Raw genomic sequence first — 20,547 nt, forward strand, 5'->3', positions numbered from 1 at the left:
GGTGGAAAATGGCGTTGCCCGGAGGCGCCCTGCTGGGCATGGCCATGGGCAGCCTCTGGCTTGCGCCTGCGGCGCTGGCGGCTGATGAAGACGACATCAAGGAGGTCGTTACGCCCCACGTCAGCCCGTATGACGAGCGCGACTACCGCGTGCTCGAACTGGAAAACGGCTTGAATGTGCTGCTCGTCAGCGATGACGAGGCCGATAAAGCGGCGGCCTCGATGAACGTACGGGTCGGCAGCGCCCAGGACCCTGATGACCTGCAGGGGCTCGCCCACTTTCTCGAACACATGCTGTTTTTGGGCACCGAGGCTTACCCTGAGGTTGACGCCTATCAGCGCTATCTATCGCGCAATGCGGGGTCGCACAACGCCTTCACCGCCTCCCAGGATACCAATTACTTTTTCAGCATTGAGCCTTCCGCCTTTGAGGGCGCTCTGGACCGATTCAGTGCATTTTTTGTTTCGCCGCTGTTTAATGCCGACAAGCTTGAAAGCGAGCGCAATGTGGTGCACTCCGAGTACGTAGCACGCCGTCGCGATGAAGGAAGGCGCGAAAACGCGGTACTCAACCAGTTGCTGAACCCGGATAACCCCACCACCCAGTTTGCCGTGGGTAACCGCGAGACGCTGGCCAATCCCCCGGAAGGTGAAGCCACCCTTCGCGAACGGGTCATGGCGTTTTATCAGCGCCACTACGATGCCAATGTCATGAACCTGGCCGTGGTAGCACCTCAGTCGCTGGATACCCTGGAAGACTGGGTGGTGGAGCGCTTTGCCGAGATTCCCGATAACGACCGGGAGGCTCCCGCCATCGATACCCCGCTGGTCGATCGCGACACGCTGCCCCGTTACGTAGAACGCCAGTCGATTGAAGATCGCCATCAACTACGTTTTTACTTTCCCATTCCCGACCCCACCGACGCTTATCGCCAGAAACCCACTCAACTGATTTCCCATCTGTTGGGCGATGAAAGCGATGGTAGCCTGTTCGCCGTTCTCAAGGACGCCGGGCTTGCCGACGCGTTGTCGACAGGGATCAGCCGCGCCGATGGCCAGCATGCGCTTTTCACGGTCTCCATCAGCCTTACCGAGGACGGCGCGCAGCGCCTGGACGATATTGAAGCCACGCTGTTTGCCGCCATCGAGCGTATCCGCCAGGGCGGGCTTGAAGAGTGGCGCTACACCGAGCAAGCCGACCTCAACGAACAGGCCTTCCGCTTTCAACAGCACGGCGAACCCCAGCAGGAAGCCATTCGACTGTCGATGAACCTGTCGCGCTACCCGGTGGAGGACGTCCAGTATGCCGCGTATCGGATGGATGAGTTCGATGCCGAGCAGCATCAACGCTACCTGGATGCGCTGACCCAGGACAATATGCTGCGGATTTACTCAGCGCCCGATATCGAGAGCGAAAAGGTAACGCCCTGGTTCGACACCGCCTGGCGCGAACAGACGCCAAGCGAAAGTGGCCAAGCCTTGAGCGGGCTGGCATTACCGGCACCCAACCCCTTTATCGCCAGCGACCTGACCCTGCTGGAAGGCCAGGACGAACGCCCCAGTACGCTGATCGACACGCCTTCGTTTACCGCCTGGCATATGCAGGTCGCCCAGTTCAACACGCCCAAGGTGGAGTGGCGGCTGAGCTTGCAGCACCCCAGTGCCAGCTATTCCGCCGAAGAAGCGGTGCTCACCCGGCTGTTGGCCAACTGGCTGAACGATAGTCTTAACGAAGCACTTTACCCAGCCTGGCTGGCAGGCCAGTCGTTCAGTGCCTATGCCCATTCACGCGGGATCACGCTGTCGTTTTCCGGCTGGCGGGACGGTCAGACCCCGCTCATCGAGCAAGCACTCGACCAGCTCAGCGGCGCCGACATTGGTCAGCGCGACTTCGAGCGGGTGCTCAACCGTTTACAGCGCGAGTGGCGCAACGCCCCTCAAGCTTCTTTGTACGCCCAAGCCAGCGGCACCCTGGGCGAAGCCCTGCTAACTCCCCAATGGTCGACCCAAGCCCTGCTTGAGGCCAGCCAGCGACTGGCGCGTGGTCACCTGATCGATTTCCGCCAACGTTTCCTTGACGACCTCTACGTGGATGCAATGGCGGTCGGCAACCTGGGGCCTGAACTTGCCATAGAGCAGGCAAACCTGATGCGCGGCAAACTCACTCCCCGGCTAGCGCGCGACGATATCCGCAATCTCACACCGCTCGCCGTCAGCGGCGACGATACCGTCCTGCACCCCAATAGCCAGCGTGAAGAATCCATCGTACTGCGCTACCTGCAAGGCCGTGACCAAACATTGCGCGAGCAAGCCGCAACGCAGGTGCTCGCCCAGTGGCTGGAAACGCCTTTCTACCAGCAACTACGCACCGAGGAGCAGCTTGGTTATATCGTCAACGCAGGTTACTCACCGGTGCTGGACGCCCCTGGCATCGCCATGGTCGTACAGTCACCGGACGCCGATAGCGACACCATTGCCGAGCGCATGGACGCGTTTCTGGAAGATGCCGACGAGCGGCTTGAACAGCTGGAAGACGGTGAGCTGAACGCCTACCGCCAAGCAGTGAACACCCGCTTGAGCCAGCGCGATACGGGGTTGGCGCAGATGGCCAATCGCTACTGGCAGGCAACCGCCCGGGATGAAGTGCGCTTTGACCATCGTGAGCAGCTCGCCGAGCTGGCCCTTGAGGTGACGCTAGATGAGCTGCAGGCACTGTGGCCTGCGCTGCGTGAACATCAACTGGACGTGCGCTTCAACCCCGGCGACGAACCCAGCGATGTGGCGGCGATCCGCCAGCAGTTCACGCCTTTACCCGAAAAAGCCGACCACTAACCGTTGGGCCCTAGGCCTGCCTGCTCAGGCGTCAAATGCCTGGGCAGGCAACATGGCTTCAACATAGAGCACGAGTTCCTCGAGAATCTGGCGCTGTTGATCGGTGAGCGTCTGCTGGTTGTAGTTTTCGATCTCCCGGGCAAAGGCTTTCAAGGTAAAACCTGACAGCGTGGCATCGTTCAGACGCATCCAGCGAAACGCCTCCCACTGCTCCAGCTCGTCGCCCTCGAGGGTTTCCGGGTAGCTTCGCGCACGAAAGCGGAACAGCATCTCCTCAAGTCTCGGGTCCTGAAAGGCGAACCGCTCGCCCACCAAATCCCAAGGGTCCATGGCCCTGACCCGCTCCATCTGCTGGCGGTCGGCCGCCGAGAAAAAGGCACCGGCATAGAGCATCAGGTCGGGATCCTGGGGCGCATCGTCGTAGCCTGCGCTGAAGACGTCAGCCACTTTCTGGGACACCGAAGGGGCCTCGCGGAGCATTTTCCAATGTCGGCGACAGGCGTTCATATCCAGCCCCAACCGGGCCACGATGTCGCCATACTCCCCTTTCTGCGGACCCTCCACGTCTTTCAGCGCCGTGGTGGGAAAGACTACCGGGCAGCGATTGATGTGAATGACCTTGAGCGGAATGCGGGTGTCGCCCTCCGCCAGGTCCTGCTGACTGACGAAGACGCGCTCACGAATTTGCGCCGCCGACATGGTCAGTAACTCGCTGGGATCAATGCTCAGGTCATAGACGATCACCCCGTTGGGGTTGCTCGGATGCTCGGCCAACGGCATCACCAGCGCACTGCACGCCCGGCTTGCCGGGTAGCGACGCGAAATATGCAAGATCGGTTTGGCACTGGGCAAGTCGAGCTGCTTGGCCACTGCCCGCTTGCCGCGCAGGCCGAGCAAATAATCAAACAGCTTGGCATTGCGCGACTTCAGCAGGCGCGCCAGCGCAATCGTCGCACGCACATCGGCCACCGCATCGTGGGCGCCTTCGTGGGCGATGCCATTGGCCGCCGTCAGGTCTTCCAGCTTGAAACTCGGCGCGCCATCGTCGCGCAACGGCCATTCGATCCCCTCGGGCCTCAAGGCGTAAAAAGCTCTGACCACATCGATAAGATCCCAGCGCGAGTTGCCGTTTTGCCACTCGCGGGCGTAAGGGTCGAGCAGATTACGGTAGAACAGGTGGCGCGACACTTCGTCATCGAAACGCAGGCTGTTATAGCCCACCACGCAGGTGCCCGGCTCGCTCATATGGCGCTGCACCTCAGCGGCGAACTCGGCTTCCGGGAGACCGTGACGCTGTGCCTTTTGTGGGGTAATACCGGTAATCAAGCAGGCGGCGGGATGGGGAAGATAATCGTCAGCGGGGCGGCAGAACAGCTCGATCGGCTCGCCGATTTCATTCAACTCAGCGTCGGTGCGCAGAGCAGCGAACTGAGCGGGCCGATCACGACGCGGATCAGCCCCGAAGGTTTCATAGTCATGCCATAAAAAGCTGGCGGGGGCAGCATTGGGTGACGCCATGGACAAGCACTCCGCTGGGCATTGAAAAGCCCAAGCCTAGCATATCCACGCTGGGTTTCGCCGCGCATTCAGGAAACCTCTGATGTCAGCAATCCCGGTTGCAGCAACCCTGGCTACCAGAAAGCGCGGCTCAGCTTTTGGGCAGCGTCACGTTCAACTCCAACACCGAGCAGTTGTCTTCACTATCCAGTGAGATCTGAATCGCATCGTCGTCCACGTGAACATAGCGGCGAATGACCTCCAGCAACTCACGTTCCAGCATCGGCATGTAATCGGGTTGCCCTCGTTGGCTTCGTTGATGCGCCACGATAATTTGCAGGCGTTCTTTGGCCACCGAGGCAGACTTCTTGCGCTCACGCTTCAAGAACTCCAGCAGTTTCATCGCCGACCTCCACCAAACATGCGGCTGAGCAGGCCTTTACGCTGCATTTCGTGAAAGCGCAGCGGCATGTCTTCACCGAGCAGACGCGAGACGGTGTCGCTATAGGCCTGGCCCGCGTCGCTTGAAATATCGTGGGTCACCGGCACGCCCTGGTTCGACGCCCGCAGCACGGCTTCGGACTCGGGAATCAAGCCAAGCAGGTTAATCGCCAATATTTCACGAATATCGTCCAGCGTCAGCATGTCGCCCGAGGTGACACGCTCAGGGTTGTAGCGCGTGACCAGCAGGTGTTCCTTGATCGGGTCGCTGCTTTCCTCGGCGCGACGTGTCTTGGATGCCAGCAGGCCAAGAATCCGGTCGGAATCGCGCACCGAAGATACTTCCGGATTCGTCACCACGATGGCTTCATCGGCAAAGTACATGGCCAACTGGGCGCCACGTTCGATACCGGCGGGCGAATCACACATGATGTAGTCGAAGTCCTCTTTCAGCTTGTCGAGCACTTCGGCAACACCTTCCTGGGTCAAGGCATCCTTGTCGCGGGTTTGTGAAGCCGGCAGAATAAACAAATTCTCAACCCGCTTGTCGCGGATCAATGCTTGATTGAGCCCCGCCTCACCCTGAATCACGTTTACCAGATCGTACACCACGCGGCGCTCGCAACCCATGATCAGATCAAGGTTGCGCAAGCCAACATCGAAATCAATCACCACCGTTTTCTTTCCGCGCAGGGCTAAGCCTGTCGAAATCGCGGCGGCACTGGTGGTTTTGCCGACCCCCCCTTTACCTGAGGTCACTACAATAATTTTGGCCAAGAGTTACTTCCTTCTTGAAGTCGTTCATCGCAAGTACACCGTTGGCGCACTACGTACAACGGGAACGTCTATGTCATCTGTAAACCACGCGGTGACGCCGCGTGGCTGGCATTCTCAACGATTTACGCGTTAGGCGCTAATTAAGCGGCTTAATTTCCAATTGTTGTTGCGTAAAGTGCACCTCAGCGGGGGCACCCAGCAGCTGAGAATCAATATCTTCCAGACGCTTGTAATTACCCGCCACCGACAGTAATTCAGCGGCCAGCTCGCGGCAATAGATACCCGCCTGGGTATTGCCATGAATACCCGCTAATGCCCGCCCGCGCAATGCGCCGTAAACATGAATACTGCCGGCGGCCAGCACTTCCGCTCCCGCATTGACCGCACCGATGACCACCAAATCCCCTCCCGAAGCGCTCACCTGCTGCCCCGAGCGCACCGTACCACGGTAGAGGCGCGTGGTTTCTGCACCGTTGCTGTCCTGTGCCTGGGCTGGCTCTTCAGCGGTGTTTGCATCTGCCAAGGCGACGGGAGCGGTGCTTTCGCTATCGCTGCCAACACTTTTCAGCATTTGCGCACGGCTTTCATCGACCGGCGCGAACCAGCCAAGGCCGAGCGCCCACGCCGATTGGCGAACAGGCTCAGTGCCACCCCTCACTGCCACGGGGAGCAGCTTGTGGTCACGGCAGACGGCGCAAATACGCTCCAGCGAAAGATGGGGCTCATCGAGCTTTTCCACGTTAAGCACAACCGGTGTATGCTGAAAGAACGCGGGCGACTGAGACAGTTTGCTCGCCAGCTGACGTCGGATATGCTCAGGGTCAGCACTGTTTAGCTCCATGACGGTCATCGGCAGCATGCCGCCTTTAAAAGTAAAGGCCACGTCGGCACTATCCACATTGAGGCTCATGGCCGAACTCCATGTCATGTTCAGGTAAGATATTAAGGTAGCGCATTTGAGCGCTTTTGGGTGGTGAGAATTAACCCTCACCAGGCCCGCATCATAAGTCAACGCTAAGCGACAGCGCCGACAACTGCAACCTTCTAAGGGTCGACGTCTGATTTTTTTCACGCAAAGCGCCTCACAGCAGGATGATCCATGCACGGACTGTTAAGACGCCTGTTCGCACCTCGCTGGCAACACCCCAATGCCGAGGTACGTCGCCAGGCTCTCCACCGCCTTGATCCTGACCATCGCGAACAGCGCCAGGCGCTCGCTTCGCTTGCCCAGGATCCGGATAGCGACATACAGCTTGCCGCCTTACTTGCCCTTGACGACCTTGAAGGCCTGATGGCGGCTTACCCGGCTCATCAGGACGATACGGCTTGGCAAGAGGCGCTATGCCAGCGGCTCAGCGGCCAACAAGGGCAAACGGCGCTTGGCCAGCGTGAGGCACTTGCCGAGCGTATCGATGATACCAAGGTCCTCAACGCGCTTGTGCATAAGGGTGACAACCTCAACTTACGGTTGACCGCACTCGCCCGGTTAACCGATGAACGCGACTTCATCGAACACGCCTGCCATAACGGCGTCGCGGCCGTGCGTCACCAGGCAGCTGATCGCGTGGTCAGCGAAGAAGGCTTGAAACAGCTGTTGAAGAAAGCCCGCCGGGACCGCCAGGTCGTACGCATGGCCAAAGATCGGCTGCAGGAACGCCGGGCCGACGCCGAGTGGAAAGAAGCCCAACAACAAAAGCGCGAGACGCTTTTGCAACAGCTGGAAAAGCACGCTCAAGCCACCTGGGAACCCCTCTACGGCGGCCGACTGCGTCACCTGCAGCGTGAATGGGAACAGCTTCCCCAATCACCTGACCCCGACCAGGAGGCACGTTATCATCAGGCCGTACTCGCGTGCCGCAAAACGCTGCACGACCACGAAACTCACGAGCAGGCGCGTCAGCAGAACAACCAGCAACGCGAAGCCACCGACCAGACCCGAGAACAGCTATTGGAAGGGCTGGAAGAAACCCTGGAAGGCCTGCGCCTTGGCAATGGATTGACGGCACAGGATATCGACAGCCTTCGCGCCCAGCGTCAGTTGCTTGGCCAGCGCTGGCAACAACTGTCTGACGAACACCCGCCCAGTGACTCGATGCGCCAACGCTACACCCGGGCTCTGAAAGAGTACGAGGCCTGTATCGAAGCCTGGCAGCGCTGGCAGCATATTAGCGCAGACCTTGAGCAAGCGCTGGCCGACGCTGACCACTCCGCCATGGCGTCGCTGCTCGACCAGTGCCGCTGGCCTGACAGTCTGACCATGCCAACGCTTGCCCGCCAAGCGCAGGAGGCGCTTGCCGACGCCCACGAAACAGCCGATACGCAAAATGATGCCCAATCCCTCAGCGCTTACAACAACGATCTGGACGCCTTCGCGCAGTTGCTTGAGCGGGGCGCTTTCAAAAGTGCCAGCCGTCTTCACCAGCGGCTAAAGCCGCGCATCGATGCGCTCAAGGGCGACGACGCCCGCCCCCTCAAAGCGCGGCTGAAACAGCTTGGCGCGCAACTCGCCGAACTGCGTGACTGGCGAGGGTTCGTGGCAGGCCCCAAACGTGAACAACTGTGCGATTCCATCGAAGCCCTTGCCGACGACCAGCATATGGCGGATGCGGCGCTGGATCGCCACCACCGCCAGCTCGTCAAGGAATGGAAATCGCTGGGTGATGCGGCGGCTGATCGAGAGCTGTCCGCGCGCTTTCGCGCTGCCTCGGACCGCATCCATGAACGCCTTGCTCCCTGGCGAGAGCAACTGAGCGAAGAGCGGGCAGCCAACTTGCGGGCTCGCGAAGCGCTCTGCGAGCAGCTCGAGACGCTGATTGCACAGCCAGCGCAGGACGCCGACCCGGATGTGCTGCGCGAGATTCGCGATAAAGCGCGTCAACAATGGCGTCACCACTCTCCCGTACCGCGCGAACAGGCAGAAGCCATTGGCCGCCGGTTTGGTCGCGTCCGCCACCAGCTACAAAGCTTGATCGATACCCGCGCCGAACATATTGCCGACCAGAAAAAAAACCTGATCAGCAAGGTCCAGGCGCTCCACCAGGACGAACGTCCGCTCGCCGAGCGCATTGAAAAAGCCAAACAGCTACAGCAGCAGTGGCGCCAATTGGGGCGGGCACCTAAAGGGGAGGAACAAACGCTCTGGAAGGCCTTCCGTCACGAATGCGACCAGCTGTTTGCCCGGCGCGACGCGCACAAAAAAGAGCAGCTTGCCCAGCAGCAACGCCAGCTCGACAGCCTGCAGGCGCTGATCGACGAAATGGATAGCTGGCAACCTCAAGATGCCAGGGACCACGCCAAGCTGGATGCCTTCATCGAACAGGCAACGCATTTGGAACCACTGCCGCTTAAACGCCGCAGCGAAGGGATGCAGCGGCGTTTAAGCGGCATTATTCGCGCCCGGCGTGAACGCCTGAATCGTCTTGAAGTCGCCGATACGGTCAATGCCTGGCAGCAGCTGACGCCGCTTATCGAAGCTCACTTGCGCGCAGACCAACGCCGACTTGTCGACGAACAGGCAGACACGGTGGACGCCCAAGCGGTGCTGGGCGAAACGACCTTGACGGCGCCTTTTGAGCAGGCCCACCATCAGCGCAATCAACGACGCCAGGAGACACTCCCCGAGGCACACGAAGCCAGCCTGAAAGACCAATTGGCTCGGCTTCGTGTCCACTTATCACTGCTCGCCATGGGGCGTGTTCACCAACAAGATGAACCCCTGCGGCTGGCCATCCAGGTGGAACGCCTCAACGACGGACTGCAAAAAGAACGCAGCCGCGCGCAGGAGGTCAGCGAGGTACTTGCCGACCTGATCGCCCTTGGGCCTATGCCCAGGTCGCTATGGGATCAAGAGGTCGGCGAGCTGGATGAGTTACTCACCCAGCTCGCCCGAACACCTCCGCCTTGATCCACCACCAAAGCCGCAATTAAAGAAGCCTCAATCACAAAAGCCAGCGAGGGTATCGCTGGCTTTGTGGTCATTGAGCAAAATGAACGGCTGGGTCAGCCCATGAACTGACCACCATTGATATCGAAGTTTGCCCCGGTAATGAACCCGGACTCCTTGTCGGCGATGAAGGTCACGAGTCGGCCAATTTCCTCTGGCGTACCATAGCGCTTGACGGGGATCGTTTCACGGATCGCCTCGCGCACTTTCTCTGGAATGTTCATGATCATGTCGGTGGCAATGTAGCCAGGCGACACGGTGTTCACGGTAATGCCTTTCGTGGCGGTCTCCTGGGCAAGCGACATGGTCAAGCCGTGCATACCCGCTTTTGCCGCCGCGTAATTCGCTTGGCCGAACTGCCCTTTGCGGCCATTGATGGACGAAATATTGATAATCCGCCCGTATCCGTTTTCGAGCATCATCTCGATCACGCTGCGGCAGGTATTGAAGACACTGTTCAGGTTGGTATCGATCACCTCATACCATTGCTCGTATGACATTTTCTTCATGGTGCCGTCACGGGTGATGCCTGCACAGTTCACCAACACACTGATGGGACCATGCTGCTCCTGGATTTGCTGGGCTCCTTGTAGGCAGGCTTGATGGTCGGCAAGGTCGACACCGGACAGCGCAATGTTGTTATAGCCATCGGCTTGCTGCGATGCCAGCCAGGTTTTGGCCTTTTCGGGGTTGTGATAACCCGCTACGACCAGATAACCCGCATCCGCCAGCGAACGACAAATCGCCGTGCCGATACCACCAGTTCCACCAGTTACCCAGGCGACGGGGGCTTGATTGGCCATTGACTACCTCCCTGATATGACGAATGGCTTGGGCGTTGCAGAATTAGCACCGCAAGCCATTGTGAAAAGCGCCTTGGCGCTTGAGTACCAACGGCAAATCGCCATACAGATGCGCGACTTACCGAGAGTCAGCATTGTTGTTGTTGCACTAACCTCAGCATAGCGCTACTCGGCTCATGTTGCAGCACGAACCCCACCAACGGCTATAGGGCAAACGTTTTAAAACGCCTATTGACGAAACGTAAAAAAAGCGTAGAATACGCCACACGTTGATGCGGGGTGGAGCAGTCTGGTAGCTCGTCGGGCTCATAACCCGAAGGTCATCGGTTCAAATCCGGTCCCCGCTACCAATTTTTTTGAAAGGCAGATCAGTAATTTACTGATCTGCCTTTTTTGTTTGTTGGGGTTGGCCATCCTACTTTGACCAATAGGCAACTTACAGTCTTTCCTTAATTAGACCCCGCTTTCTTTGAAACACAAATGGACCTTATCTGGTTTTCACCCTCCTTGTTGGTTTATCGCTTGCCAATATCCATACCTCTTATAATGCGCGGCAACTAGATTAGCAGACTCACAACCTTCTATTTGTTGTTTACTGACCTGGCATTGCCAACCATACAGAAGGGCTAGACGACTCTGTTAGAAGCACTGTATGTTTAATAACAATCATAATTAAGAGTCTCAGTCATGTTTGCTCCCGTACGACAAATACTCATGATGATGGCCTTTGCGGCTGGTGTGTTTGCCGCGCCAGTCCCTGCGGCCGAGGTCACATCGAGCGCGCTTTCACCATCAACAGATGCATCACCAGTTCTCACACTGCACAGTGGCGATGTACACCGCCCCATTAGTCGAGCAGCAATCGAGCAGTCACCTCTGTATGAAGTGGTCCTGCAACATTTTGAAGGGCCGAAAGGGAGTTTTGCGGGTGTCTGGCTTGACGACTTTCTCGAGGCTCAGGAGATTGATGTTTCAGCGACATTACGCTTCATTGCGCATGATGATTACACGACCTTCATAACGCCTGAAGACCGGGCAGCCAAACGTTACCTTCTCGTCACCAGGCTAGACGGCAAGTCACTGACACGGAACGAGTTTGGCCCTACGATGCTGGTCATTCCCGAAGATGCTGAAGCCGTCGAGGCGGGAACTGAAAGCATGACGCCATGGATATGGTCGATTAAAGATATATACCTTCAACAATGAAGCTACGCTTTGACCGGTCGCTTGGCTGGCAGTTGGGCCTTGGGTTCACTCTGCTCGCTGGCATCAGCGCAATCGCGGTAGGGGTCTACTTATTCCATGCGCGCCAGCACCTAGGAGCAAACTACACTGCGCTCGTCGCCGATGTCGTCCGCCCGCAGCTGCACACCACTCTGTTACGCTCCACATTGAACGAGTTCCGCGAGCAGCCACAGGATAATCAGCTTATAGAGCGCTTCGACAACTTGCTTTGGCGCATTCCACGGCATATTGAAGGTGTCACCTTTGGACTCAGCCAGAGTCGACTAGCGCCTGGCAGCTATGAGTCCTATTTAAATCGCTTAAATAGTGTTAAAGAGAGGCTTCCCGACATAAAGCAGGCGTTGGATGAGGTCGCGTCTGGCGAGCCTCCTGATCAGCTGATTCAACAAGGCTTGACCATTGAAAATGACATGGCTCAAGCCTACAGCAAGCTCAGTCATCTTTTACATTCTGAAGCAGCCAAACAACGTATTGTGATGGACCGTCTGGCGGTAGGCATCGCCATCCTGATACTTGTGATCCTGCTTTTGGCTGGCGGCCTTATGCTGGCATTAATACGCTTGCATCACCAGCATAAAAAAGTGCTCAAGCTCAGCCTGATGGACGAACTCACCGGGCTTGGCAATCGCCGTTACATGCTTAATGTCACCGAGCTTTTATTCGAACAGAGCCAACGCAGCGGGCTTCCCTTGAGCATGGCCCTGCTCGACCTTGACCACTTCAAGCGCGTGAATGACAACTTTGGCCACCCTGCTGGCGACCAAGTGCTACGGGCATTTGCCGACGCACTCTGTGACGAAGTCAGAAAGGCAGATATTGTTGCGCGTCTGGGAGGTGAAGAGTTCTGTGTCCTCATGCCTGAAACCAATGCCGAAGGTGCCTTGGAAGTGGTTGAACGGATACGTAAGCGAGTGGCAGGGCTATCTCATCAAGAACTTGGCGTGCCCACTGCCGTGACGGTGAGCCTGGGGCTGGCAACTGCCGACAATCACGACACTTCTTTTGATCATCTATATGGCCGCGCTGACCAGGCCCTCTACGAAGCCAAGACCAGCGGGCGCAACCGTGTCGTCGTAGACTGACGCCATCTTTCAGCAACGGTAACGCCTCCTGCAAACCAAACCAGGTCATATAAAAACCCCAAATTCAGCCTATTTCGCATCGTCATGCCAATTCCCGATAATCACGCCACCCTTTTGGTAAGCTAAACCTCTCCATAAAGGCAAGCAGGCGCGATGCCTCCTGGCGGACCGCGCTCTGGCCATTATTCATTTTTATAATAAGGAGGCTGCGCTTGGAAATACTTTTATATGCCCTGGACAGTGCGGGCCTGCTGCTGTCGCGAACGTTGGAGCATATTGCCCTTGTCGGTGTTGCTGTCGGCATTGCGACATTGACGGGTGTGCCCATCGGCATTGCGATCACCAAAAACGAGCGCTTGGCTCAAGGGGTGCTGTACCTGGCCTCGATTATCGTCACCATCCCGTCAATCGCGCTGTTCGGCATCATGATTCCGGTGCTATCGCTGATAGGACACGGCATCGGCTACGTACCTGCGGTTATCGCGGTACTGCTCTATTCCCAGTTGCCCATCATTCGTAACACCTACACCGCGATCAACAATGTGAACCCCGCGTTGCGGGAAGCGGCTAGAGGCATCGGCATGAGCCCCAATCAACGCCTGCGTCTGGTCGAGATCCCACTCGCCATACCGGTCATCATGGCCGGGGTTCGTACGGCCGTGGTCCTCAATATCGGCGTGATGGCGATTGCAGCGTACATCGGCGCTGGGGGTTTGGGTACTTTCATCAGCCGTGGCATTTCACAGTCAGACCCGCGTCAGCTGATCGTCGGCGCGATTGCCGTGAGCGTACTGGCGATTATCGTTGACTATTCACTGCTGTATGTCCAAAAGCGCCTGACGCCCAAAGGGATGAGCCGCCAGGCCGCCGCGACCTGATGCCGCTTTCCTGACGTCATTTCTACTATAAGAGACACCCCTATGATTCGACTTGACAGCCTGACCAAGGTGTTCGATACGCCGAAAGGCGCGGTGGTGGCCGCAGACCATATCGATATGGAAGTACCTGAAGGGGAAATATGTGTCCTGTTGGGGCCATCGGGCTGTGGCAAGACCACGACACTGAAAATGATCAACCGGATCGTAAAGCCCACGTCCGGCAAAGTGTTTATCAATGGCGACGATACCACCGGCCTCGATACCCAGACGCTGCGACGCAATATCGGCTACGTGATCCAGCAGATCGGCCTGTTTCCCAATATGACCATTGAGGAAAACATCACCATCGTGCCCAAGCTACTTGGCTGGGACAAGGCCAAATACAAGGCGCGCGCACGCGAAATGATGGCCATGATCGCGCTGGAGCCCGATGCCTTTCTGAAACGCTTCCCGAGCGAGTTGTCCGGTGGCCAGCAGCAACGCATTGGCGTCGCCCGCGCGCTGGCCGCCGACCCGCCGGTGATGTTGATGGACGAACCGTTTGGGGCCATCGACCCCATCAACCGGGCGGTCATTCAGGACGAGTTCCTGAAGATGCAGCAGGCGCTCAATAAAACCATCATGTTCGTCAGCCACGATATTGATGAAGCCATTAAAATGGGCGACCGCGTGGCGGTTTTCCGGGAAGGTAAGCTGGTTCAATATTCCACACCCGATGATTTGCTGGCCGCCCCGAAAAACGCCTTCGTGGAGTCGTTCCTCGGTGAAGACCGGGCGCTCAAGCGTTTGAACCTGGTGAAAGTGCGCGAGATTGTCACGGATGAAATCGGCACCGTAACACCCAGCGATACGCTGGAAACCGCGTTGGCCAAGATCGACAACTATGGTTATCAAAACGCCATTCTGATGGTCAATGATCGAAAGCAACCCGCCGGGATTGTCAGCCGCTCCGTCGCACGCACCACGAAGGGCTACTGCCGTGATCACTTCCAGACCGTCCCGGCCGTTGTAGGCCTCGACGACGACCTGCGTAAAGCCGCGTCCCTGATGTTTGCCCATGACCAGACCTGGCTCCCCTGTGTCAACGACGAAGGGACGGTGTGCGGGCAAATTACCCAGCGCGCCATGACCAGTCACTTGGGCGCGCGATATCGCGCTCGCCAGGGGGATGACCGTACGCCATCGCCGGCCATCAAGGAGTAACCATGCCGATTCGATCCATGAGAGGGGCGCTTAAGGCACTGGTGCTGGTGGCTATTTTTTTCGCCGGTGTATGGAGTCAATCCAGCGGCGTCATTGATGACTTTATCTGGTACCTGCCTGATGTTCAGTATCTGGCGGTTCAGCACATCTGGCTCACACTCATGTCAGGCAGTCTGGCCATTCTCGTTGCCATTCCGCTGGGTATCGTGCTCTCTCGCCCGAGTATGGCTCGAGTGGCCGAATCACTGATGCAGATACTCAACGTGGGCACCACGATCCCCACCCTGGCCGTCCTTGCGCTATCGATGAGCTTTCTGGGTATTGGCACGGTGCCAGCCGTCTTTGGCCTGTTCGTGGCCACGCTGCTGCCGATTACCCGGAATACTTATGCCGGCTTAAAGGGCGTTAACCCAGCACTGATGGAAGCGGCTGCAGGCATTGGCATGTCACCCATGCAGCGGCTTTTCAAAGTCGAACTGCCCAATGCCCTTTACGTGATTTTTGCCGGTATGCGCACCGCGCTCACCATCAATGTGGGCACCGTGCCGCTGGCGTTCCTGATTGGCGCGGGCGGCCTTGGCGAGCTGATCTTTACCGGCATTGATCTGTACGACCCGGTCATGATGCTGTCGGGCGCTATCCCCACCGCGCTATTGGCGATCGTGGTCGATGCGCTGATTGCGACGATTGCGTTTCTCGTTGTCCCCCGCGGGGTCAACCCCGGTCGGGCTTAATGATAACCGTGAGCTAAGCTTCACTAACAAAAGAAGGATCCGATGATGAAAACACTGACGACCACACTGACCAGTATTGCCCTTGCCAGCGGCATCTCGCTGGCTAACGCCAACGAGATCAGCGTTGGCGGCAAGAACTTTACCGAGCAGCAGATCCTCTCGACCATGACGACCCAGTATCTGGATAACCTGGGCTACGACGTCGATAACCGCTCCGGCATGGGTTCCGCCGTTTTGCGTCAAGCGCAGGAAAACGGCCAGATCGATCTTTACTGGGAATACACCGGCACATCCCTGATCAACTATAACGACATCACCGAAAGCTTGAGCCCTGAAGATACTTATCAGCGGGTGAAAGAGCTTGATGCCGAGAAAGGCCTGACCTGGCTCGAACCGTCGGATGCCAACAACACCTATGCGCTCGCTATGCGCGAGGATGACGCCGAAGAACGCGGTATCGAAACCCTCTCCGACCTGGCCGACGCCGTCAACAATGAAGAAGACCTGACCTTTGCGCTTAACGCCGAGTTCTACGCCCGTGAAGACGGCTGGCGGCCGCTGATGGAAGCGTATGATTTTCGCGTGGGTCGCGGCGACGTGAGCCGCATGGATACCGGTTTGGTCTATCAAGCACTGCGCGATGAAGAAGTCGACGTCGGCCTTGTGTTTGCCACCGACGGGCGTATCCCCGCCTTCAACTTTCACGTCCTCGAAGACGACCAGGGCTTCTTCCCGGCCTACGCCCTCGCCCCGGTAGTCCGCACCGAAACCCTTGAGGCGAACCCTGAGCTAGCCGACCAGATGAACAAGCTTTCCGCGCTGTTAAACGACGCCACCATGGCCGAGCTTAACGCCCGTGTCGATGTCGAGCGCGTGTCGATTGAAGACGTGGCAGAGAGCTTTCTCGAAGATAATGGCCTGCTCTAGTAGCTGGTGAGTAGCGCTGGCATAATGCTGTTTGACATCACTGCAAAGCCGCTCCCATGGAGCGGCTTTTTCAATGGGGAAGCCAATGCATTATCAAAATACGCTTCGCGTCGGCGCTGCCCAGATCAATACCACCCTCGGCGAGGTGAATGACAACCTTGAGCGCCATTTGGCACTGATTGTCGACGCCCGGCACGACGATGTCGAACTGCTGGTATTTCCCGAGCTTTCACTGACGGGCTATCGCTTGGCAAACCGCGTGATGCAGGTGGCCATGCCGCTGGAAGACCCGCGCCTGCAAACACTCGCCCGGGCCTGTGGTCCAATGCAGGTCGTCGTCGGTTTCGTGGAAGAGGCAAGCCCTGGTGAATATTACAACGCGCTGGCCATCTTTCAGCACGGCCAGCTCATCGCCGTGCATCGCAAACTGAACCTGCCCACCTATGGCGGACTTGAGGAAGGCAAATGGTTCACCCATGGCAGTGAGCTCACTCACACGGATATCTGCCCGGGCTGGTCAGCCACCCAACTCATTTGCGCCGACTTGTGGAATCCGGCGCTTGTGCATGCGGCCCTGCTCGCCCGCCCCACGGTGCTCTGCGCGCCGATCAACTCGGCCAGCGGCATCGTCAGCGACGACTTTTCCAACGAACAAAACTGGGCGCTGAATACACGCTTTTATGCCATGACATACGGCACGCCCGTGATCATGGCGAACCGTTTCGGGCCGGAAGGCGATAGCCACTTCTGGGGCGGCTCGCGCATTCTTGGACCAGATGGCGAGACACTGGCACAGGCCAATGGTGAGGAAGCGCTGATTGTTGCGGATCTGTCACGCACCGCGATTGCCAAGGCGCGCTTTGAACTGCCCACTCACCGCGATGCCGACACACCGCTGGTGAGAGAGTTGATGGCGGGATACCGCTAGCGACGTTGAGGCGTCGCCAGCGGCTGAATCAAGCGACTACACTTCTCGGTTCAACAACACGTCGTTAAACGGATAGCGGGAAAGCCGCTCAATGCCGGTCTCGGTGATCAGCACCTCTTCTTCGAGCTTGACGCCGTCGGCCGCCCCGACTTCGCCAATATAGCTTTCTACCGACACCACCATGCCAGGCTCCAGGATACCGTCCTTGGAGAAGCGGTCGAAATCCATATGGTGGGCGACCAGCGGCGTCTCGCCGTGCATGCCTACCCCGTGAATGATCGACGGGTAACGGCGGTCGATAAAGCGCTCGGGGATTTTCCATGCCTGCTCGGCAATTTCCCGGTAGCTGATGCCCGGCTTGAGCAAGCCCATGTTATGTTGCACTTGGTCGTAGGCCATACCGTAAAGCTCGCGCTGATAGGCCGTCGGCTTGCCGGGCCCGACATGGAAAGTGCGCGAAAAATCCGAGTAGTAACCATGGCAACCGATGGTGTCGGTATCCAGCGCCACCAATTCACCGGGGCGGATCTTGCGATCGCTGGCTTCGTTAAACCAGGGATTCGTGCGCGGCCCTGAGGAAAGTAGGCGGGTTTCAATAAACTCACCGCCGCCTCTGATCACCTCGCCGTACATGATCGCAAACAGCTCGTTTTCGGTAACCCCTGGTTTAATCGCCGCTTCGACTTCGGCGACAGCAGCTTCACTTGCGGCCATCGACTGCGCCAGGCAGGCGATTTCCTCGGGGGTTTTGATGCGGCGGCAGTGCAGCGTGTCCTGCATGCAATCGTAGACTTCCAGCCCCTGCGCTTCCAATGCCCGCGCCAGATTCAGTGTGCAGCGATCAAGCCCGACCTTTTTGTTGCCCTTACCGTGCTCTTTGACCAGCTCGGCAATCTCCACCCCAAAGGGGTCGGATGACATACCATCGCGCTGGTTAACTGCCGACCACACCACCTTGGAAGTACGCGCCTCGTCAATGGTTTCAAGCCAAGTGGATACATGCGCGCTGCCGGGGTATTCGAACAGAATAATCGGCCCTTCCAGCGGCACGTAGACGTAACGCGTGGAGTTGCGCAAAAAGTAACCAAACATATTGCGCGAGCCCGTCGCATAGCGCTGGTTGTTCGGGTCAAACAGTACCAGCGCCGCATACCCTTCTTCCGCCATCATGGCGCGCAGGCGCTCAAGGCGTCCGGCCCGCAACTGCTTGGGGTCAAACGCCGTGGGGATACTATCACCGTTGGCCATGGGCGCCGAAGGCACGACGGGAATGTGATCCGGTTCGTTATCAGTCAGGCTTTCGCTTTCAACAATGCTCATGAATATCTCGCGTTGGGAGTGGGTAGCTGTTGTAAAGACGGCATGGCGTTAATCTGCCAGGCTATCGCTGCGCTGCATGCCGTCTTTCAGCAGTTGTTCATGCACTGGCGCCATGCGGCCGAAGATGCGCTTCGCACGCTCGGGCCGCCCCACAAAACCGGGCTCTTTGGCATAGGCGAAAATCACCGTATGGCGCTCTTTGTCCCCGACCACAGGCGTCACGCGGTGTAGCGAATAGCGGCCAAAGAAAATCTGCAAATCACCCGGTTGAAGATCCAGCGCCTTCAAGCGAGTGCGATCACCATCGATGACCTTTTCCACCTCAGCGAAGTTTTCACCCTCGGGGTTGCGAATCCCCGGTGCATACTCAAAGCGACCACCGCTTTGGGATTGCCGGGTCATCATGGTGACGATGAACTCGTTGGTATCGTAGTGCCAGGGATGCTGACAGCCTTCGCGCAGCACGTTCACCACTAGGTCGGCCAGGGGATCAGCGTATTGGTGGATCTCTTCGATACCCACAACCGCGCCGATAAACCGCTGGAATTCTGGATTCTCATATACCTGGCGGATAATGGTGTCATGCCCGATGCGGTCCCCGGCGACAAAGCCATTAGTCCGATCATCAAAGCGGTTTTTGGGATGTGTGGCGGGCAATGATGCGTCGCCGTCGCTGTTGTACGGATTGGTTTCGGTCTGATTATAGTGAGCGTCTGGGGATAGTCGTTCGGTTTCACGCTCAAGCCGTGCTAATGCGGCTTCAGGGACAAAGTTTTTAAGCACCACACAGCCATCTTCTTCGAGCTGGCGACGGCAATCGGCAATAAACGTTTTTCCTGCCAGCGATGACAACTCATCGAGCGGGTAGCGCTCAAGGTCGATCAGCCCTTCGAGGGCATTCACGGGTTGTTCAGCGGTGGTTATTGTCATGGGGTCACGCTCCTGTCGCGTTGGAAGCTTATCTGGACAGGCTAGAGAAGGCTCTTCCATAATAGAAATGAATAGTTAAGATAACACCCATTTAAATGGCTCATTCATCATGGACACAGACCTACTACGAGCGTTTGTCACCGTTGCCGAGTGCCAAGGATTTAGCGCGGCGGGTAAAGTGCTACATCGAACTCAATCGGCGATGAGCCTACAAATCAAGCGTCTTGAAGATCAGATGCACCAAGCGCTTTTTGAGCGCACCAGCCGCAGCGTCCTGCTGACGGCCGCCGGGGAGCATCTACTTCCCTATGCGCGCCATATGCTGAAACTCGAAGATGAGGCCAAGGACCTTTTGAAGGGCGGGATGCACGGCGAGCTTATTCGGCTGGGCACCTCGGAAGAACAGGCCGCTACCTACCTGCCCGACTTGCTACCCCGCTTTGCGGCCCAGTTTCCGCAGATTCAATTAGAGGTGCATTGCGATATCAGCGACACCCTGGTCAAGCGGTTCCAGGAAGGGCTGTTGGACGTGGTGCTCTCGGTAAGGCACAAGCCCACCCAATCCGGTCACTTGCTTGGCTGGGAGCCGATGGTATGGGTCATGGCCGACCACGTCTCACTTTCGCAATGGCAAACACTGCCGTTGGCCCTGAATCCCGAAGGCTGCATTTTCAGAGCGCATGCGTTATCCGCCCTGGGCCGCGATGAGACGCGCTGGGAGCTTCGCTACGTCAGCCAATCCCCGACAGGTATCAACGTGCCAGTGCAAAATGGACTGGCAATAACCGTTAAAACCCCGCGTAGCGTACCGCCGGGCTGCCGGATAGTGACCGAAGAAGAAGGCCTCCCCAACCTGGGGCATGTCGAAATTGAACTCCACCAACGCCCTGGACACTCCAGCGAGGCTTTTCAGGCGTTATGCAAATCTCTTGAAAGCGTGGTCGCCGAACACGAGTCGATTGCCTGTCTTGGAGGCAGGGGAGAGACATAATCCGGCAAGGCAAATGG

At 57.8% G+C, this 20,547-nt stretch carries 17 protein-coding genes and 1 tRNA gene; 11 read left to right on the forward strand and 7 right to left on the reverse strand.

The genetic code is table 11. The features are described from left to right. Positions 1 to 8 precede the first annotated feature (8 nt). A complete protein-coding gene (locus BMX75_RS10555) occupies positions 9 to 2,831 on the forward strand; it encodes an insulinase family protein (RefSeq protein WP_092827813.1) in 2,823 nt (940 codons plus the stop codon). Between the two features lie 24 nt (positions 2,832 to 2,855). Here BMX75_RS10555 and sbcB read toward each other — a convergent pair whose 3' ends face one another. The 4 genes from sbcB to minC form a co-directional block, all read right to left on the reverse strand. Continuing rightward, a complete protein-coding gene (gene sbcB / locus BMX75_RS10560) occupies positions 2,856 to 4,349 on the reverse strand; it encodes an exodeoxyribonuclease I (RefSeq protein ID WP_092827719.1) in 1,494 nt (497 codons plus the stop codon). A gap of 130 nt (positions 4,350 to 4,479) precedes the next feature. After that, complete coding sequence (minE, locus tag BMX75_RS10565; RefSeq protein WP_027337743.1) at positions 4,480 to 4,731, reverse strand: cell division topological specificity factor MinE; 252 nt, start codon at positions 4,729 to 4,731, stop codon at positions 4,480 to 4,482. Further along, complete coding sequence (minD, locus tag BMX75_RS10570; RefSeq protein ID WP_092827721.1) at positions 4,728 to 5,546, reverse strand: septum site-determining protein MinD; 819 nt, start codon at positions 5,544 to 5,546, stop codon at positions 4,728 to 4,730. The genes minE and minD overlap by 4 nt, the downstream gene beginning before the upstream one ends. A 136-nt stretch (positions 5,547 to 5,682) precedes the next feature. Then, the gene (gene minC, locus BMX75_RS10575) at positions 5,683 to 6,456 is read right to left on the reverse strand and encodes a septum site-determining protein MinC (RefSeq protein ID WP_092827723.1); all 774 of its coding nucleotides are present in this window, start codon (positions 6,454 to 6,456) and stop codon (positions 5,683 to 5,685) included. A gap of 189 nt (positions 6,457 to 6,645) precedes the next feature. Here minC and BMX75_RS10580 point away from each other — a divergent pair, with 189 nt between their 5' ends. Continuing rightward, on the forward strand, positions 6,646 to 9,450 hold the full coding sequence (locus BMX75_RS10580; RefSeq protein ID WP_092827725.1) for a DUF349 domain-containing protein: 2,805 nt from the start codon (positions 6,646 to 6,648) through the stop codon (positions 9,448 to 9,450). Between the two features lie 95 nt (positions 9,451 to 9,545). Here BMX75_RS10580 and phbB read toward each other — a convergent pair whose 3' ends face one another. After that, a complete protein-coding gene (gene phbB, locus BMX75_RS10585) occupies positions 9,546 to 10,292 on the reverse strand; it encodes an acetoacetyl-CoA reductase (RefSeq protein WP_092827727.1) in 747 nt (248 codons plus the stop codon). Positions 10,293 to 10,565: 273 nt separating this feature from the next. Between phbB and BMX75_RS10590 the strand changes: the two genes are divergently transcribed. From BMX75_RS10590 to BMX75_RS10625, 8 genes are all read left to right on the forward strand, one after another. Then, positions 10,566 to 10,642: transfer RNA gene (locus BMX75_RS10590), tRNA-Met, on the forward strand. Positions 10,643 to 10,979: 337 nt separating this feature from the next. Then, positions 10,980 to 11,498: a molybdopterin-binding protein gene (locus tag BMX75_RS10595; RefSeq protein ID WP_092827729.1), complete on the forward strand. Its 519-nt coding sequence runs from the start codon at positions 10,980 to 10,982 to the stop codon at positions 11,496 to 11,498. After that, positions 11,495 to 12,619 carry a sensor domain-containing diguanylate cyclase gene (locus BMX75_RS10600; RefSeq protein ID WP_092827731.1) on the forward strand — a complete coding sequence of 375 codons (1,125 nt, stop codon included), beginning with the start codon at positions 11,495 to 11,497 and terminating at the stop codon, positions 12,617 to 12,619. The genes BMX75_RS10595 and BMX75_RS10600 overlap by 4 nt, the downstream gene beginning before the upstream one ends. Before the next feature lie 212 nt (positions 12,620 to 12,831). Beyond that, positions 12,832 to 13,497: an ABC transporter permease gene (locus tag BMX75_RS10605; protein ID WP_066319304.1), complete on the forward strand. Its 666-nt coding sequence runs from the start codon at positions 12,832 to 12,834 to the stop codon at positions 13,495 to 13,497. Positions 13,498 to 13,539: 42 nt separating this feature from the next. Then, entirely contained in the window at positions 13,540 to 14,700 is a 1,161-nt protein-coding gene (locus BMX75_RS10610) for an ABC transporter ATP-binding protein (RefSeq protein ID WP_092827733.1), read from the forward strand. Between the two features lie 2 nt (positions 14,701 to 14,702). Beyond that, the gene (locus BMX75_RS10615; protein ID WP_092827735.1) at positions 14,703 to 15,434 is read left to right on the forward strand and encodes an ABC transporter permease; all 732 of its coding nucleotides are present in this window, start codon (positions 14,703 to 14,705) and stop codon (positions 15,432 to 15,434) included. A 45-nt stretch (positions 15,435 to 15,479) separates the two neighbouring features. Continuing rightward, complete coding sequence (locus tag BMX75_RS10620; protein ID WP_092827737.1) at positions 15,480 to 16,361, forward strand: glycine betaine ABC transporter substrate-binding protein; 882 nt, start codon at positions 15,480 to 15,482, stop codon at positions 16,359 to 16,361. 85 nt (positions 16,362 to 16,446) lie between these two features. Then, the gene (locus tag BMX75_RS10625) at positions 16,447 to 17,289 is read left to right on the forward strand and encodes a nitrilase-related carbon-nitrogen hydrolase (RefSeq protein WP_092827739.1); all 843 of its coding nucleotides are present in this window, start codon (positions 16,447 to 16,449) and stop codon (positions 17,287 to 17,289) included. A gap of 36 nt (positions 17,290 to 17,325) precedes the next feature. Here the strand turns inward: BMX75_RS10625 and BMX75_RS10630 are convergent, their stop codons facing one another. Together BMX75_RS10630 and BMX75_RS10635 are read right to left on the reverse strand one after the other, a co-directional pair. Then, a complete protein-coding gene (locus BMX75_RS10630; protein WP_092827741.1) occupies positions 17,326 to 18,609 on the reverse strand; it encodes a M24 family metallopeptidase in 1,284 nt (427 codons plus the stop codon). A gap of 48 nt (positions 18,610 to 18,657) precedes the next feature. Further along, positions 18,658 to 19,539, reverse strand: coding sequence for a HalD/BesD family halogenase (locus BMX75_RS10635; protein ID WP_092827743.1), 882 nt, complete (start codon positions 19,537 to 19,539; stop codon positions 18,658 to 18,660). A 109-nt stretch (positions 19,540 to 19,648) separates the two neighbouring features. Between BMX75_RS10635 and BMX75_RS10640 the strand changes: the two genes are divergently transcribed. Beyond that, positions 19,649 to 20,530, forward strand: coding sequence for a LysR family transcriptional regulator (locus BMX75_RS10640; RefSeq protein ID WP_092827745.1), 882 nt, complete (start codon positions 19,649 to 19,651; stop codon positions 20,528 to 20,530). Positions 20,531 to 20,547: the final 17 nt, after the last annotated feature.

This window comes from Vreelandella subterranea (assembly GCF_900111305.1).
GTDB classification, from domain to species: Bacteria; Pseudomonadota; Gammaproteobacteria; order Pseudomonadales; family Halomonadaceae; genus Vreelandella; species Vreelandella subterranea.

Bases quoted from the DNA above. Each gene is read 5' to 3' on its own strand.
- BMX75_RS10555 (WP_092827813.1), top strand. From the start codon at position 9: ATGGCGTTGCCCGGAGGCGCCCTGCTGGGCATGGCCATGGGCAGCCTC.
- sbcB (WP_092827719.1), bottom strand. From the start codon at position 4,349: ATGGCGTCACCCAATGCTGCCCCCGCCAGCTTTTTATGGCATGACTAT.
- minE (WP_027337743.1), bottom strand. From the start codon at position 4,731: ATGAAACTGCTGGAGTTCTTGAAGCGTGAGCGCAAGAAGTCTGCCTCG.
- minC (WP_092827723.1), bottom strand. From the start codon at position 6,456: ATGAGCCTCAATGTGGATAGTGCCGACGTGGCCTTTACTTTTAAAGGC.
- BMX75_RS10580 (WP_092827725.1), top strand. From the start codon at position 6,646: ATGCACGGACTGTTAAGACGCCTGTTCGCACCTCGCTGGCAACACCCC.
- phbB (WP_092827727.1), bottom strand. From the start codon at position 10,292: ATGGCCAATCAAGCCCCCGTCGCCTGGGTAACTGGTGGAACTGGTGGT.
- BMX75_RS10595 (WP_092827729.1), top strand. From the start codon at position 10,980: ATGTTTGCTCCCGTACGACAAATACTCATGATGATGGCCTTTGCGGCT.
- BMX75_RS10600 (WP_092827731.1), top strand. From the start codon at position 11,495: ATGAAGCTACGCTTTGACCGGTCGCTTGGCTGGCAGTTGGGCCTTGGG.
- BMX75_RS10610 (WP_092827733.1), top strand. From the start codon at position 13,540: ATGATTCGACTTGACAGCCTGACCAAGGTGTTCGATACGCCGAAAGGC.
- BMX75_RS10615 (WP_092827735.1), top strand. From the start codon at position 14,703: ATGCCGATTCGATCCATGAGAGGGGCGCTTAAGGCACTGGTGCTGGTG.
- BMX75_RS10620 (WP_092827737.1), top strand. From the start codon at position 15,480: ATGAAAACACTGACGACCACACTGACCAGTATTGCCCTTGCCAGCGGC.
- BMX75_RS10625 (WP_092827739.1), top strand. From the start codon at position 16,447: ATGCATTATCAAAATACGCTTCGCGTCGGCGCTGCCCAGATCAATACC.
- BMX75_RS10630 (WP_092827741.1), bottom strand. From the start codon at position 18,609: ATGAGCATTGTTGAAAGCGAAAGCCTGACTGATAACGAACCGGATCAC.
- BMX75_RS10635 (WP_092827743.1), bottom strand. From the start codon at position 19,539: ATGACAATAACCACCGCTGAACAACCCGTGAATGCCCTCGAAGGGCTG.
- BMX75_RS10640 (WP_092827745.1), top strand. From the start codon at position 19,649: ATGGACACAGACCTACTACGAGCGTTTGTCACCGTTGCCGAGTGCCAA.